Consider the following 14312-nt stretch of genomic DNA (forward strand, 5'->3'; position numbering starts at 1 on the left):
TTCCTTATCCGCGAGGGCTGGGCGCCGCATCCGTCTTCACCAGGGCCGGTGATTTGACGGAGGTGGAGGATGGGCTTGCAGGTTGATTACCCGCCTCGATGGCCTGGCGTTGGCGGGTCAGGGTCGCGACCGTTTCCGGGTCGGCCATGGGTGCGTCCTGCGGGGCGACCACGGCGCCGGGACGGACCCGCTGCAGGCCGGTGATGACGATGCGATCGTCTTTTTGCAAGCCGCTGCGCACGATGCGCAGGCCTTCAAGCTTGGGCCCCAGGTCGACGCTGCGGTACACGGCCTTGTTGTCCTGATCGATCACCAGCACGAACTTCTTGCCCAGGTCGGTACCCACCGCCTCGTCCTTGATCAGCAGGCCGGCATAGGCGGCGCTGCCCACCAGTTTCAGCCGGGCGTACAAACCCGGGGTGTACTGGCCGGCGGTGTTGTCGAACACCGCGCGACCGCGGATGGTGCCCGTCTTGGGATTGACCTGGTTATCGACGAAATCCATCTGCCCCAGGTGACTGTTGCCCTCCTCGTCCGACAACCCCATGTACACCGGCGTGGCCTGGCCGCGCTGGCCCTGGCGTGAGAGCTGGCCGTACTTGAGGAACAGGCGTTCGTCGGCGTCGAAGTAGGCGTACACCTTGTCGGTGGAAACCACGCGCGTCATTGCGCTGGTGTCGGCGGTGACGAGGTTGCCGGCGGTGATTTCAGCGCGGCTGATACGGCCGCTGATCGGCGCGGTGACGCGGGTGAAGCTCAGGTTCAGTCGGGCAAGATCGAGCTGCGCCTGCACCGCATCGACACCGGCCCGGGCTTCCTGGGCGGTGGTATTGCGGGTGTCCGCCAACTCCGCGGAAATCGCGTTGCTGCCGAGCAGACGCTGACCACGCTGCGCTTCATTGCCGGTACGGATCAAGGTGGCGCGGGCCTGTTGCAACTGCGCTTCGAGGCGATGCACTTCATGTTCGAACGGCCGCGGATCAATCTGGAACAGCAGATCGCCCTTGTTCACCAGCGCCCCGTCGGTAAAGGCCACCCTTTCGATCTGCCCTGATACCCGTGGCCGGACCTCGACGGTTTCCGGTGCCTCCAGCCGTGCGGTCACTTCATCCCATTCGGTGATGGGCTGCTCGATGACCTTGGCGACAGTGACGTGCGGCGCCCCCGGGGCATTGGCGGCGACCGGTGCACGATCGCAAGCGGCAAGCATCGTGAGTGCCAGGGCGGCAAGTGGATAACGCAAAGGTTTGAGTGACTGTTCCATGGGGTGGTCCGCCTGACGGTTATGGTTTTTTTGCGCAGTCTCGGCTTCGCGCGGGGCAACGACGAATCGAACGCAATGAACTTGGGTATCAGTATTGATGATAGTTATCATGTATAAAGGCAAAAAAAAGGGAATTACCCTGCCCGCACATTTGCGCCAACAATATATGATGACTATCATAATTACTACCCTCTCAGCGACGACCTGCCAATGGCCCTTCACGCTGGCCACAGGAGCACCTCATGAAAGTGACGAAAGACAAGGCTGCGGCCAACAAAGAAGCGATCCTTACGGCCGCCTCACGGCTGTACCGCGAGAAAGGTCTCGACGGCATCGGCATCGGCGAACTGTCCCGCTCAGTCGGGCTGACCCACGGCGGGTTTTACGGGCAGTTTCCGGGCGGCAAGGAACAGCTGGCCTGCGAGGCCGTCAGCAGGACGTTCGAGACCAATATCCAGACATGGCAAACCGCCAAATCGATTCCTGAGTTGGTCAAGGGTTACCTGACCCAAAAGCACCTGGACAACTGGACCGAAGGCTGCCCGATTCCCGCGCTGGCGACCGACGTTGCGCGTACCGGCGGCACGGTCAGCCAATCCTTCACCCAGGGCATCGAGCGCTTGATCGAAATACTGATGCCGCTGGTGGAAGGCGAAAGCCAGGAGGAAAAACATCAGCAGGCGTTGCGGGTCATTGCATCGATCGCCGGCGCCATGCTGATCGCCCGGGCGGTGGATAAACCGGAGTTGTCCCAGCAGTTCCTGACGTCGGTGATCAACACCTGGCAGGACTCCCCGTAGGAGCGAGCCTGCTCGCGATGGGCGTCAACGATAACGCATGCTGCCTGAATGAACGCGTTGTCCGGACCACCATCGCAAGCAAGGCTCAGACCGTGGTTTGCACCGCCACCGCCTGTCGCCCCTTGAACGCCAGGGAAAAACAGAAAAAGATCGCCAGGGCAAAACCGGCTGGGAACAGCCAGATGTTTTTCCAGTCATGGCCGCCCGCCGACGCGGCGTAGTGGTCGGTCACCTGCCCCGCCACCCAGAAACCGATCAGCATGCCCAGGCCGTAGGTCGCCAGGGTAATCAAACCCTGGGCGGAACTCCTGAAGCGCTCCGAAGCCTTGGCGTCGGTGTAGATCTGGCCGCTGACGAAGAAGAAGTCATAGCAGATGCCGTGCAAGGCGATGCCGGTGAACAGCATGAAAGCCAGGTCGCCGTTGTTGCCGTAGGCGAACAACAAGTAGCGCAACGCCCACGCCAGCATTCCCACCAGCAGCGCAATCTTGATCCCGAAGCGCTGGATGAACAGCGGCAGAAGCAGCATGAACAGGACTTCGGAAACCTGCCCGATGGCCATTTTCGCCGTAGGGTTGGTTACGCCGATTTCCGCCAGGAACGGGTTGGCGTTCTGGTAGTAGAACGCCAGCGGAATGCAGATCAGGATGGAGGCGATGAAGAACACCAGATAACTGCGATCCTTGAGCAAACCCAGGGCGTCGAGCCCGAGCATCTGCTTGAGACCGCCGCCCGATTCGCCTTTGAGCGGTGCGGTGCGCGGCAAGGTGAAGCTGTAGAGGCCCAGCAGCAGTGACGCAGTCGCCGACATCAGGAAGGTGTTGCGCAACCCGCCTGACGATATCGCCGCCTGTGAGTCCCAGGCAAACACGAAGCTGATCACCACGCCGGCGACGATCCAGCCAAGGGTGCCCCACACGCGAATGCGCGAAAATTCCAGCGCCGGGTCGCTCATCTGGCGGAACGCGACGGAATTGACCAGAGCCAGGGTCGGCATGTAGATCATCATGTAGGCCAGCACGAACGGATAGAAGGTGCTGAAATCCGGCGCTCGATACAGTTGGTACAGCAACACCGCGCCCACCAGGTGCAACACTGCAAGAATGCGCTCGGCGTTGAAGAAGCGGTCGGCGATCAAACCGATCACGAACGGCGCAATGATCGCCCCCCATGACTGGGTCGAGAACGCCATGCCGATCTGCCCGCCAGTGGCGCCCAGGTTACTGGCGAGAAAGGTCCCGAGGGTGACGAACCAGCCACCCCAGATAAAGAACTGCAGGAACATCATTGCGCTTAGCCGCGCATTCATCGTGGTCATGATTGTCACCGTCTTATTGTTGTTTTTGTGCGAGAGAAAAATGTTCAGGCGTCAGGCAGCCCCAACAATCGTCGATTGAACGCCGCGTCGGAGGACACACTGGCGAAATCGTCGAACGCCTTGCGGGTCTTGCTGATCATGTGTCGCTCGATGAACGCCGCCCCCTCCGCGGCGCCCTGCGCGGAGTCCTTCAGGCAACATTCCCACTCCAGCACCGCCCACCCGGCGAAGTCGTATTGGGTCAGCTTGCTGAAGATCGACTTGAAGTCGATCTGGCCATCACCCAGTGAGCGGAAACGCCCCGGCCGCTCGACCCAGCCCTGATAACCGCCGTAGACACCGGAACGGGCATCGGGCCGGAATTCGGCGTCCTTGACGTGGAACATGCGGATGCGCTCGTGGTAGCGATCGATGAAGCCCAGGTAATCCATTTGCTGCAGCAGCAGGTGGCTCGGGTCATACAGGATCGCCGCGCGGGGATGGTGATCGACCGCCTCCAGGAAGCGCTCGAATGAAGCCCCGTCGTGCAGGTCTTCCCCAGGGTGAATCTCGTAGCAAAGGTCGACGCCGGCCGCTTCAAAACAATCGAGGATCGGCAACCAGCGCTTGGCCAGTTCGGCAAAACCTTGCTCCACCAGGCCAATCGGTCGCTGCGGCCATGGGTAGATGTAGGGCCAGAGCAGCGCGCCGGAAAAGGTCGCGTGGGCTTTCAGGCCCAGGCGCTGGCTGGCGCGTGCCGCCAGTTTCAATTGATCGATGGCCCAGTCGGTACGTGCCTGGGGCTGGCCGCGCAAATGTGCCGGTGCGAAGTCATCGAACAGCGCGTCGAACGCCGGATGCACCGCTACCAGCTGGCCTTGCAGATGCGTCGATAGCTCGCTGATTTCTACGCCTGCCTGGGCGCACACCGCCTGTAATTCGTCGCAGTAGTCCTGGTCTTCGGCAGCCCGCGCAAGGTCGATGAACCGGGTGCCTAGCGTCGGCAATTGAATGGCCTTGTAACCCTGGGATGCCGCCCACCGGGCGATGTTGGCCAAGGTATCGAACGGCGCTTCGGTGGACATGAATTGCGCGAGGAAAATCCCCGGGCCACGCATGCCGATTGGGGCAGTGTCAATCACGGCAGTCTCCAGACTCATGGGGTGCAGACCAGTTCGGTCCATTTGGCGTCGCCACGGTGGTTGGCGATCACGGTTTCGATGAACGCCATGCCACGCAGGCCGATGTCGATCCCGGGCACCCCGGAAGCATCGTGCCCCGCAACCTCGCCGCGGATGGCGCGGGCAAGATCGCCGTAGAGATTGGCCATGGCTTCGAGATAGCCTTCGGGATGCCCGGCCGGCAAGCGCATGCGCTGGCTGGCGGCCTGGCACAGCCACGGCTGGCCGACGCCGGAACGCAAGACGCGCATGGGTTGATCGAGGGCGCGGTGGATCAGGCTCGCGGGTTCTTCCTGCCGCCACTCCAGCCCCCCCTTGTCGCCATAGACGCGGATCTTCAGCGGGTTTTCCTCGCCTGCGCAGACCTGGCTGGCGATCAGTACGCCGCTGGCGCCCCCAGCCATCTTGAACAGCATCGAGGCGTCATCGTCCAGCTGACGCCCCGCGATGTGCACGCCCAACATCGCGCACAGCTGCTGGATCGGCTGATCGGCGACAAACTCGGCCAGGGAAAAGGCGTGGGTACCAATGTCACCGATGCAGCCGCCCAGACCGGACTGCTCGGGTCGGTCACGCCATTGCGCCTGCCTGTTGCCCTGCCCGGCCACATCCTGGCTGAGCCAGCCCTGGGGGTACTCGACAATGACCTTGCGCACCGCACCGATCACGCCGCTACGCACCATATCGCGCGCCTGCCAGACCATCGGATAACCCAGATAAGTGTGGGCCAGGCCGTACAGGCGGTTGCTGCGCTCGACCACGTCCTTGAGCGCGAGCAATTCGGCAAGGTTCAGTGCCGCAGGTTTTTCGCTGAACACATGAAAGCCCGCGCTCAGCGCCTGGCTGGCAACCGGGGCATGCAAGTGGTTAGGCGTGACGATCACCAGCAACTCCATGCGCTGCTCGGCAGGCAACGCACGCTCGGCCTCGATCATCTGCTGCCAGTCGCTGTAGCAGCGCGAGGCCGGCAAGCCCAGCGCCGCGCCGGTGTTCCGATTGTTCTGGAAGTCACGGCTGAAAGCGCCGCACACCAGTTCAAACCGGCCATCGAGTCCGGCAGCCTGACGGTGGGCCTGAGCGATGAAGGCGCCCTCGCCGCCCCCGACAAAGCCCATTCTTGTTTTTGGCACTGCAGTGTTCATCGCAATCTTCTCTGTTCGAAGCGGACTTTCCAGGCTTGAATCCCGGCGATGATGTAACCGGTTACATCGTGGCGGAAATTTAGGCTCAGTTTTGAGACCTGTCAAACCCGGGATTAAAATCGATGAACATTCCGGCCCATGGCCAACTGCGTTAAGCTCGCCGGCCGCGCGGTTCGATAACGAGGTGATTTTGTCCAATATCCGTGAAGTAGCCAGGCTGGCCGGCGTCTCGGTGGCCACGGTGTCCAGAACCCTGAAATCGCCTGAGCGTGTGCTGCCCGAAACGCGGGCCAAGGTCAACGCGGCCGTGGAAAAGGCCGGCTACAGGCCGAACCTGATGGCGGTGCAGTTTCGCTCCCGGCGCACCGGCAACCTGGTGATTCTGGTGCCGGCCATTGCCAATACGTTCTTCGCCCGGGTGATCAGCGGCGCGCAACAGGCGGCCCAGGCGGCCAACTATCGCCTGCTGCTGTGCGACACCCAGGGCCGCGAGGAGATCGAACGGGAATTCGCCGAGCTGGTGTACAACCATCAGGCCGACGGCGTGATTCAATTGCGCGCCTACGACCCCTTCGAAGCGCCCTTCCCCAACGCCGAGTTGCCGCCCATCGTTAACGCCTGCGAGGTGATTCAAGGCGGCCGTCATCCAACCATCAGCCTGGACAATCGCGCGGCCGCCAAGGCCATGACCGAACACCTGATCGGACTCGGCCACCGCCGCATCGGTTTGATCAAAGGCCCGAAAAGCAGCCCGCTGACCCGCGATCGCGTGGCCGGTTATCAGGATGCCTTGCTTGCGGCCGGGATTGATTGCGACCCGGCGCTGATCTGTCACGGTGATTTCAGTCTGAAGGCCGGTGATGACGGCGCAGCCGCCATGCTGGCCCTGCCCGACCGTGCCACTGCACTGTTCTGCGAAAACGATGAAATGGCTATCGGCGCGTTGAAACGCATCAAGCAACAGGGGCTACGGGTGCCCGAGGACATTTCCCTGGTGGGTTTTGACGATATCCCCTTTGCAGCGTACTGCGACCCGCCGCTGACGACCATCGCGCAGCCCGCCGAAGTCTTCGGCCAGAAAGCCGTCGAGATGTTGATTGCGCTGATCGAAAAGAAACCGCTACCGCAGCGGCATGTGGTGTTGCCGTTCGAGCTGACGCTGCGCAGCAGCACGGCGCCCCGACGGTCATGCTGAATGTGCCGGCCACATATTTCGTGCTCACTGAAGATAAAACTGTGGGAGCGAGCCTGCTCGCGATGGCGGTGGGTCAGTCAACATCCATGCTGAATGTGCCGCCCTCTTCGCGAGCAGGCTCGCTCCCACAGTGGGTCTGCTTTGTGGCTGGTTTTTGTATTCACTGAAGAGAAGTGACCCGAGCCGTTATCGGCTCAGGCTTCGGCTTCTTTTATCAGTCCCTGAACTGCGTCAATTGCTGGCTCAGCGACCCTGCCTGATCGCGCAATTGCACCGACTGTTCGAGCAGGCTGCGGATCGCGTGGTCGTTCTGCTCGGAAATCCGGCTGACGCCCTGGATCGCCACCGACAGCTGCTCGCCCGTCGCCGCCTGGCTTTGGGTCTGGCGCGCCACTTCGCTGATGCGCGTGAGAATGTCCTGGGCATGCTGGCGGATCTGGTCGACGCCCTGGGCCGAGGTGGTCAGTTGCACCACGCCCTGGCGCACCGCTTCGCCGACCTGCTGCACATTGGCCACGGTGTTGCGCACGTCGGAACCGATGGCGCCGATCATCTCGCCGATTTCACCGGTCGAGCGACTGGTACGCTCGGCCAGTTGCCGCACTTCGTCCGCCACCACGGCGAACCCACGACCCTGCTCCCCTGCCCGCGCCGCTTCAATCGCCGCGTTCAGGGCCAGCAGGTTGGTCTGGTCGGCGATGCTGCGAATGACCGCGATGATCCCGGCAATCTGTTGCGAGCGTTTTTCCAGGTCGCCCACCGCGCTGGCCACCACGTCCATGGTCTGGTCGATGTGGGTTATCCCGGCCAGGGTCTGGCTCATCTCCCCGGAAATGTTGGTGGTCAGTACTTCGGTGTTGCGCGCCAGTTGCTCCACGTCTTCGGCTTGCTGGGACATCTCGGTCACCGAGTGCGCCAACGCCGTGACGCCGCTGGCCATCTCCTCGGTGGCGGTGTGTTGCGAGGTCGCCCGTTCGGCAACAGCCTGGGTGGTGTCGCCCAGGTGATTGGAGATCTGCATCAAGGTGCTGCTGCTCTGGCGGATCGATCCCACCAGGTCTCCCAGGCGCTGGATGAACTGGTTGAACGCCCCCGCCAGCTTGCCGGTTTCATCGCCGCTGCGCTGCTGGAAACGCAGGCCCAGCTCGCCGCCCCAGGCCTGGATGCCGACCGTCAGGCCGGATAACGGCCGAATCTGCCACGCCAGCAGGTGCCACAGCACAATGGCCAGCACCAGCAACGCTACAAGGCCGATGACCACCGCGGTGTAGAGGAAGTGATTGATGCCGGCCATGGCTTCGGCCAGCGGATAGGCAACCATCAACGCCCAGTTGTTCGGCGCCTTGCCGATACGCACCGGTTGCAGCACATAGCCCCAGCCATCGCGCTGGAAACTGTAGGAGCGGCCTGCTTTGATCGCGTCCTTGGCGGCGCTCGGCAACTCGTCGGCCGGCTGGCTCAGGCGCTTGGCGTCGGGATGGCTGGCATACAGGCCGTCACTGGAAACCAGGGCGCCATAGCCCTTGAAGGCATCGATGGTCGAGAGCTGGCGGTTGATGCTTTCCAGTGGAATGTCCACCCCGGCCACACCCAACGCCCTGCCTCCCTGCAACAGCGGCACCATGATCGACACCATCATCACCGATTGACCGCTGCCGCTGCTGTACGCAAAGGGTTCGGAAGCCCAAGGCTGACGCGTGTGCAGCGGCCGGTAGTAATACTGGTTGTCGGCGTTTTCCGGAACGTAGCCGCTCAATGCCTCGGCTTTCACCGTGCCACCGGCACGGTTCCAGTAGGTCAGGTAACGGCCCGTGGCGTCGTGGTGCGGCTGGTTGGCAAACTCACTGTCCTTGCCATCGAAGGCATTGGCTTCCCAATACTGGCCGAGCCCCGCCAGCCTGGGGTTGGCTTCGAACAGTTGCCGGGTCAGGGCGTCGGCGGTCTTGCGATCGACCTGTTGCTGCTGCATCGCCGTGGCGACACTGGCCAGCGACTCGGCCACGGTAAACCCGGCACCGAGTTCGACTTCCACTTCCTTGGCATTGGCCTTGACGATGGTTTCGACCAGGGCGGCGGTTTCCTTGACGGAGGAGCCATAGGCGATATAGGCGATGGAACCCAGGAGCAGCGTCATGACGACGACGGTGCCGATCAACGCGGTCCAGAACAGCTTGAAGTGAAGGGAGCGATTAGGCATGAGCATTCTCGAATGAGCGATACGTCTGCCAGCACAGCGTGCCACAGCTCTGCTGGCGGCTTGTTTATAGTTGATATTATTTAGCCACTATATCGAGGCGAACGGGCCCGATGCAACACAATTGAACGTTCGATCAGCTGGGAAGAATAAGCGGGGAAAAGCCTATGCCACACAGCCTCGGCGCGCTATTGCAGCGCACCGATGCGGGGGAAACAGGCCGGATGCAGGGGCTTGCTTAAAGGCAGGCTTGAGCCGCACGTTCAAGGCTCGATGGCCCGAACGTCGAAGCCAGCAATGTGCGTTCGTACAGGAACACCTTGCCGCCGTTCGAGGCCTTGTAGGCCTCGAGCACATCGTCCGCGGCGACTTTGCTCGACACGACGATTCGATAGCTGCGCTGGGTTTGCGAGATCGTTGCGCTCAGCGCGTCTTCCTGCAGTTTCGGCAAGACACAGTTGGCATAATCCGCCGGTGCCTTTTTCGTCTGCAGCGTCAGTGTCGGGTCATTGGGGGCAGAGGCACACCCCGCCAGCAGCAAGGGGGCGAACAGCGCCAGTCGAGTCAACATCTTCATCACAAGGTCCCGGATAAGCGTTTTCAATGCACGCCATGTTCCTTGTTTGCCGGCCACAACAGAACTTGTGATGGATGATGATCACTATCAGTGCAACGAATAGTTAAAGACGCCGCCTTTACTGTGCGGATTTGGCGACCGGCCCCCGCTTGAAGGCCTCGCGCCGTTCCTGGCGCTCCAGGGCATAGGCCGCGCTCGGCTCGGCGGCCAGTTCATCCCGGCGTAACAGTTCGCCGCAATGCTCGCACAGCGGCCCCAGCCCGGCGGGCTGCCCGCAACGCTGGTGGGTATAGCGCACGGCCAGGCCCTCTTGCGGCGACTTGCACCAGGTTTCACCCCAGGCACGCAAGGCCAGGACGACTGAATAGAACGCCTGCCCCTTGGCCGTGAGGTGGTACTCGTAGCGTGGCGGCCGCTCGCTGTAGGCGCGGCGCTCGACCATCCCGTCAGCCTCCAGGCTTTTCAGGCGTGCCGCGACCATCTGTGGGGTACCGCCCGTCTGCGCCTGGATCTCATCGTAGCGATGATTGCGCATGAACAATTCGCGCAACACCAGCACGGTCCAGCGATCGCCGACGACGTCCTCGGCCCGTGCAATCGGACACAAGGTTTCAGGACTAGTCTTTTTTAACGCCATAGGGGCTTGTCTCTTTCCAAGTAACTATGATTATCATATCTACACGTTGCCAAGGCAAGGCCATGGCACCGCCCAACCCATTTTCCTGGAGCATTGATCATGTCGAACACCCCCTACCCTCTGGCTCGAACCGCCTACCTGCTGGTCGATCCCTACAACGACTTTCTGTCCGAAGGCGGCAAGATCTTCCCGCTGATCGAGCCGATCGCCCAACAGGTCGGCCTGCTCGACAACCTGCGCACCCTCGACCGTACGGTCCGCGCCCTCGACCTGCCGGTGTTCATCGTACCGCACCGTCGCTGGGAGCAAGGCGACTACGAGAACTGGGATCACCCCAGTCCCACCCAATGCAAGGTCCAGCACATGCACCACTTCGCGCGCGGCGAATGGGGCGGTGAATGGCACCCCGATTTCGCGCCCCAGCCAGGCGACATCGTCGTCCAGGAACATTGGGGGTCGAGCGGCTTTGCCAACACCGACCTGGACTTTCGCCTGAAGCAGAAAGGCATCACCCACGTGATCATCGTCGGCCTGCTGGCCAATACCTGCATCGAGGCCACCGCCCGCTACGCCCAGGAACTGGGCTACCACGTCACCCTGGTGCGCGATGCCACCGCCGCATTCAAGCCCGAAATGATGCACGCCGCCCATGAACTGAACGGCCCGACCTTCGCCCACTCGATCGTGACGACCGAGCAACTCATCGCCGCCCTCAAGTCGTGAGCACACCCATGAATTTGACTGGAAACCTGTTAATCGGCGCCAACGAAGTCCCTGCCAGCGCCGGGACGATGAAAGCGCTCAACCCCGCCACCCATCAGCTGATCGAGCCGGATTTCGCCTTCGGTGGCGCGGTCGAAGTGGACATGGCGGCGCAGCTCGCCGACGCCGCGTTTGACCGCTACAGCCATACCTCGCTCGCCGAGCGCGCGGTATTTCTGGAACGCATCGCCGACAATCTGGATGCCGTCGCCCAGCCGCTTGCCGCACGGGCCGCACTGGAAACGGGCCTGCCCGAAGCACAGCTGCAGGGCGAAGCGGCCAGGGCCGCCAGCCAGTTCCGGCAATTCGCCGAGGTCGTGCGCCGGGGACGCTTCCTCCAGGTGGCGATCGATCCGGCCCAGCCCGGACGCCAGCCGCGCCCGCGCATGGATCACCGCCTGCAAAGTATCGCCCTCGGCCCGGTGGCGGTGTTTGGCGCGAGCAATTTCCCCATCAGCTACTCGGTGGCCGGAGGCGACACCGCCGCCGCACTGGCAGCGGGCGCGACGGTGATCGTCAAGGCCCACAACGCTCACCCCGGCGCCTCGGAAATCCAGGCACGGGCCATCCGCCAGGCAGTACAGGACAGCGGCTTGCCGGAAGGCGTGTTCTCGATGGTGCGCGGTGCGGGTAACGCGATCGGCGAAGCTCTGGTCGATCATCCATTGGTCAAGGCGGTGACCTTCACCGGCTCCGAACAAGGTGGCATGGCGTTGTATCGCCGGGCGCAGCAACGTCCTGAGCCGATCCCGGTGTTCACCGAGATGGCCAGCGTCAACCCCACGTTCATCCTGCCCCGGGCCCTGGCTGAGCGTGGCGCACAGATCGGCGACGGTTTCATCGAGCGCATGCTGGTGAATGTCGGGCAGGCCTGCCTGAAACCGGCGATCCTGATCGCCATCGCCAGCGCCGGTTTTGAACCCTTGCGCACCGCCATGATCAGCCGCGTGGCGACGGCACCGGCCCGTCCGATGCTGACGCCGGGCATCCATGGGTCTTACTTGAGCGGTCTCGACAAGCTGCACGGCGCTGGCGCCAAGCCTGCGGCCGAAGGCTTGGCCGCCACGGCAGCGCTTGACGGTCAGGCCGCCTTGCTTGAGGTGGACGGCCAGCGCTTTCTCGACGAAACAGCCCTGGCCCAGGAAGTCTTCGGCCCGGCCGCCCTGCTGGTGAAGGTCGAGGACGAGGCGCAAATGCTCGCGGTCGCCCGTGCGCTTCGCGGTCAGCTCAGCGCCGCCATACACCTTGAAGAAGAGGACCTGGGACTGGCCCGTCGTTTGCTGCCGATTCTGGAGCGACGCACCGGGCGAATTGTCGTCAACGCCTTCGCCCATCCCCAGGAGGTGTCTTTCGCCAGCGTGCACGGCGGACCGTTTCCGGCCTCGTCGGACAGCCGTTTCACCTCGGTGGGCATGACCTCCATCGAGCGCTTCCTGCGGCCGGTGTGCTACCAGGGCTTCCCCGATGCGCTGCTGCCCGAGGCACTGCGCGACAGCAACCCGTTTGGCGTGCCGCGTAGCGTCGAGGGGCGGTAATCTGCAGTACGGCTTGCCGGCGGTGGGTCTGGAGTACACGCGTCCCCTATCGGAGCGCATACGTGTGGAAGCGAGCCTGTGTGGCGAGGGGATTTATCCCCGTTCGGCTGCGAAGCAGTCGCAAAGCAAGATAACTCGGTGTGCCTGAAGGAATGCTGGGGCCGCTCCGCGGCCCAACGGGGATAAATCCCCTCGCCACACAGGCTCGCTCCCACAGGGTCAACCCGTTTCCTGAAGGGCAAACACCTGGTTACGCCCGTTGCGCTTGGCCTGGTACAGCCCGTCATCGGCGCGGGTCACCAGGCTTTCAAGGTTTTCACCGGGCTGTGCGAGGGCCACACCGAAGGATGCGGTCACGGTGTCCAGCACGGTGTCGGTGCCGCGCGCCTTGATCCGCAAGGACTGGACCTTCAGGCGCAGGTGCTCGGCGAAGGTGCAGGCACTGTCCAGGTCGGCGCAATCGGGCAGGACCACGCAGAATTCTTCGCCGCCGTAACGCGCGGCGAAGGCATTGGCCGGCAACGCGCCGCGCAGCACCTGGGCGACATGCTGCAGGACCCGGTCGCCCAGTGGGTGACCGTACTGGTCATTGAATTGCTTGAAGTGATCGATATCCAGGATCACCAGGGCCACCCCGCGGGAAGCCTTGCCCAGCGCCTGCTCCAGCAGGCGGGTGAATGCCGTGCGGTTGAGCAGCTCGGTCAAGCCATCGAGGGTCGCGGCCAGTTGCGCGCGTTGCAGTTTGTCGCGCAGGGTCTTGATTTCGTCCTGTGCCGAGTGCAGTTGCGCGAGGAAGTGCTCCTGCTGGCTCTGCATTAACCGGGTGCTCTGCTGCAGCTCGCTCAAGATCCCCGGCAGGCGATCGCTGGCCGGTTCGTCGAGCATTTCCAGGCACTGCCCCAGGCGATTCTGGAAATGGACACTGCCCTCCACACTGCGCGAGACGTCCCGCTCCATGCCATCGACCAGGCTGATGACCTGATGCTGTTCGGCGCGGGCCTCCTCCAACTCGTCACGAATGATGTACTGGCGAAACAGCCGGGTCGCAGTCTCTGGCGGGCAACCGTCGAAGTCTCTGACCACCCGGTCCAGGTGGCGAATGAGCTCCGGGTCCTGGCCCTTGCTGTAGGTGTACCAGAGTGCATAGTGCACGGGATTGGGCGGGATGTTATGGCGAACCATCAGGGGCACGGCCTGCTTGAGCAGGGCCGCCGCCTCGCGGGAGTCTTCCGGATACAGCGCTAGGATATTCGCACGCGTTTCTGATGAGCTCATGGCGTCACTGTGGTTGTTTATCATTGGCATTCGGACTGTGCGCTGAGCATACCGATACGCCTGACAAACGGCTATCCCACTTTACCCTCAAAGCCGGTTTTGATCAGTGGCCATTATAAACAGCGCCCATCAATGCTCCTCTTTAGTCTGTTCGCTGGGATCGGCAATCAGCCTGTCTGAAAGCGCCTTCAGTGCGCTCTGTCAGACGTCGCTGATTTGTAAATTCTTGCCGGTAAAGCCCTGAGTTGTGTTGTGTTGTGTTGTGTTGTGTTGACCGAGTACATATCCATTGCTGCGGTAACGGCCGCTTATGGTTTCGCCCTTACGGCGACTCCCTTTTTCAAACGCCAAAAAGGAAGCAAAAGGCTTTGCCCCACCACTCGGTGCCTCGCTAAGGCTCGGCATGCCCTCTCTCCGGCATTGCTCCGTGGGTCGCCGCGATGGGCCATCCCT

13 protein-coding genes are annotated in these 14312 nt (G+C 62.6%); 4 read left to right on the forward strand and 9 right to left on the reverse strand.

The genetic code is table 11. The features are described 5' to 3' along the window. Positions 1-4 precede the first annotated feature (4 nt). Positions 5-1264, reverse strand: a complete 1260-nt coding sequence (gene mexE, locus HFK74_RS18545) for a multidrug efflux RND transporter periplasmic adaptor subunit MexE (protein WP_180204713.1) — start codon at positions 1262-1264, stop codon at positions 5-7. Positions 1265-1506: 242 nt separating this feature from the next. Here mexE and HFK74_RS18550 point away from each other — a divergent pair, with 242 nt between their 5' ends. Further along, the gene (locus HFK74_RS18550) at positions 1507-2064 is read left to right on the forward strand and encodes a TetR/AcrR family transcriptional regulator (RefSeq protein ID WP_180204714.1); all 558 of its coding nucleotides are present in this window, start codon (positions 1507-1509) and stop codon (positions 2062-2064) included. 85 nt (positions 2065-2149) lie between these two features. On the opposite strand, the gene HFK74_RS18555 is transcribed toward HFK74_RS18550, so the two are convergent. Genes HFK74_RS18555 through HFK74_RS18565 form a run of 3 tightly spaced genes read right to left on the reverse strand, consistent with a single transcriptional unit; the run spans position 2150 to position 5684 of the window. Then, positions 2150-3382, reverse strand: a complete 1233-nt coding sequence (locus tag HFK74_RS18555) for a nucleoside permease (protein ID WP_180204715.1) — start codon at positions 3380-3382, stop codon at positions 2150-2152. 44 nt (positions 3383-3426) lie between these two features. Next, the gene (locus HFK74_RS18560) at positions 3427-4479 is read right to left on the reverse strand and encodes a sugar phosphate isomerase/epimerase (RefSeq protein WP_180204725.1); all 1053 of its coding nucleotides are present in this window, start codon (positions 4477-4479) and stop codon (positions 3427-3429) included. Positions 4480-4517: 38 nt separating this feature from the next. After that, the gene (locus tag HFK74_RS18565; RefSeq protein WP_180204716.1) at positions 4518-5684 is read right to left on the reverse strand and encodes a Gfo/Idh/MocA family protein; all 1167 of its coding nucleotides are present in this window, start codon (positions 5682-5684) and stop codon (positions 4518-4520) included. A 190-nt stretch (positions 5685-5874) separates the two neighbouring features. Between HFK74_RS18565 and HFK74_RS18570 the strand changes: the two genes are divergently transcribed. Then, positions 5875-6879, forward strand: a complete 1005-nt coding sequence (locus tag HFK74_RS18570) for a LacI family DNA-binding transcriptional regulator (RefSeq protein WP_180204717.1) — start codon at positions 5875-5877, stop codon at positions 6877-6879. Positions 6880-7093: 214 nt separating this feature from the next. On the opposite strand, the gene HFK74_RS18575 is transcribed toward HFK74_RS18570, so the two are convergent. The 3 genes from HFK74_RS18575 to HFK74_RS18585 all read right to left on the reverse strand — a co-directional run bounded on the left by HFK74_RS18575 (position 7094) and on the right by HFK74_RS18585 (position 10287). Then, positions 7094-9076, reverse strand: coding sequence for a methyl-accepting chemotaxis protein (locus HFK74_RS18575; protein WP_180204718.1), 1983 nt, complete (start codon positions 9074-9076; stop codon positions 7094-7096). Between the two features lie 235 nt (positions 9077-9311). Next, the gene (locus HFK74_RS18580) at positions 9312-9650 is read right to left on the reverse strand and encodes a hypothetical protein (protein WP_180204719.1); all 339 of its coding nucleotides are present in this window, start codon (positions 9648-9650) and stop codon (positions 9312-9314) included. A 118-nt stretch (positions 9651-9768) separates the two neighbouring features. After that, positions 9769-10287 carry a helix-turn-helix domain-containing protein gene (locus HFK74_RS18585; RefSeq protein WP_180204720.1) on the reverse strand — a complete coding sequence of 173 codons (519 nt, stop codon included), beginning with the start codon at positions 10285-10287 and terminating at the stop codon, positions 9769-9771. Positions 10288-10386: 99 nt separating this feature from the next. Here HFK74_RS18585 and HFK74_RS18590 point away from each other — a divergent pair, with 99 nt between their 5' ends. Both HFK74_RS18590 and HFK74_RS18595 read left to right on the forward strand, forming a co-directional pair. Beyond that, positions 10387-11010, forward strand: a complete 624-nt coding sequence (locus tag HFK74_RS18590) for an isochorismatase family cysteine hydrolase (protein WP_180204721.1) — start codon at positions 10387-10389, stop codon at positions 11008-11010. Between the two features lie 8 nt (positions 11011-11018). Next, entirely contained in the window at positions 11019-12584 is a 1566-nt protein-coding gene (locus HFK74_RS18595; protein ID WP_180204722.1) for an aldehyde dehydrogenase (NADP(+)), read from the forward strand. Between the two features lie 219 nt (positions 12585-12803). Here the strand turns inward: HFK74_RS18595 and HFK74_RS18600 are convergent, their stop codons facing one another. Next, the gene (locus HFK74_RS18600) at positions 12804-13859 is read right to left on the reverse strand and encodes a GGDEF domain-containing protein (RefSeq protein ID WP_257230357.1); all 1056 of its coding nucleotides are present in this window, start codon (positions 13857-13859) and stop codon (positions 12804-12806) included. Between the two features lie 201 nt (positions 13860-14060). Further along, positions 14061-14264 (reverse strand): hypothetical protein, encoded by a 204-nt coding sequence (locus HFK74_RS18605; RefSeq protein ID WP_180204724.1) that lies wholly within the window; start codon positions 14262-14264, stop codon positions 14061-14063. Between the last annotated feature and the right edge of the window lie 48 nt (positions 14265-14312).

Origin of the sequence: Pseudomonas sp. SbOxS1 (assembly GCF_013416725.1) — a bacterium.
Taxonomy (GTDB): domain Bacteria; phylum Pseudomonadota; class Gammaproteobacteria; order Pseudomonadales; family Pseudomonadaceae; genus Aquipseudomonas.

Coding starts and splice junctions, on each gene's coding strand:
- mexE (WP_180204713.1), bottom strand. CDS start 1,264: ATGGAACAGTCACTCAAACCTTTGCGTTATCCACTTGCCGCCCTGGCA.
- HFK74_RS18550 (WP_180204714.1), top strand. CDS start 1,507: ATGAAAGTGACGAAAGACAAGGCTGCGGCCAACAAAGAAGCGATCCTT.
- HFK74_RS18555 (WP_180204715.1), bottom strand. CDS start 3,382: ATGACCACGATGAATGCGCGGCTAAGCGCAATGATGTTCCTGCAGTTC.
- HFK74_RS18560 (WP_180204725.1), bottom strand. CDS start 4,479: ATGCGTGGCCCGGGGATTTTCCTCGCGCAATTCATGTCCACCGAAGCG.
- HFK74_RS18565 (WP_180204716.1), bottom strand. CDS start 5,684: ATGAACACTGCAGTGCCAAAAACAAGAATGGGCTTTGTCGGGGGCGGC.
- HFK74_RS18575 (WP_180204718.1), bottom strand. CDS start 9,076: ATGCCTAATCGCTCCCTTCACTTCAAGCTGTTCTGGACCGCGTTGATC.
- HFK74_RS18580 (WP_180204719.1), bottom strand. CDS start 9,650: ATGAAGATGTTGACTCGACTGGCGCTGTTCGCCCCCTTGCTGCTGGCG.
- HFK74_RS18585 (WP_180204720.1), bottom strand. CDS start 10,287: ATGGCGTTAAAAAAGACTAGTCCTGAAACCTTGTGTCCGATTGCACGG.
- HFK74_RS18590 (WP_180204721.1), top strand. CDS start 10,387: ATGTCGAACACCCCCTACCCTCTGGCTCGAACCGCCTACCTGCTGGTC.
- HFK74_RS18595 (WP_180204722.1), top strand. CDS start 11,019: ATGAATTTGACTGGAAACCTGTTAATCGGCGCCAACGAAGTCCCTGCC.
- HFK74_RS18600 (WP_257230357.1), bottom strand. CDS start 13,859: ATGAGCTCATCAGAAACGCGTGCGAATATCCTAGCGCTGTATCCGGAA.
- HFK74_RS18605 (WP_180204724.1), bottom strand. CDS start 14,264: ATGCCGAGCCTTAGCGAGGCACCGAGTGGTGGGGCAAAGCCTTTTGCT.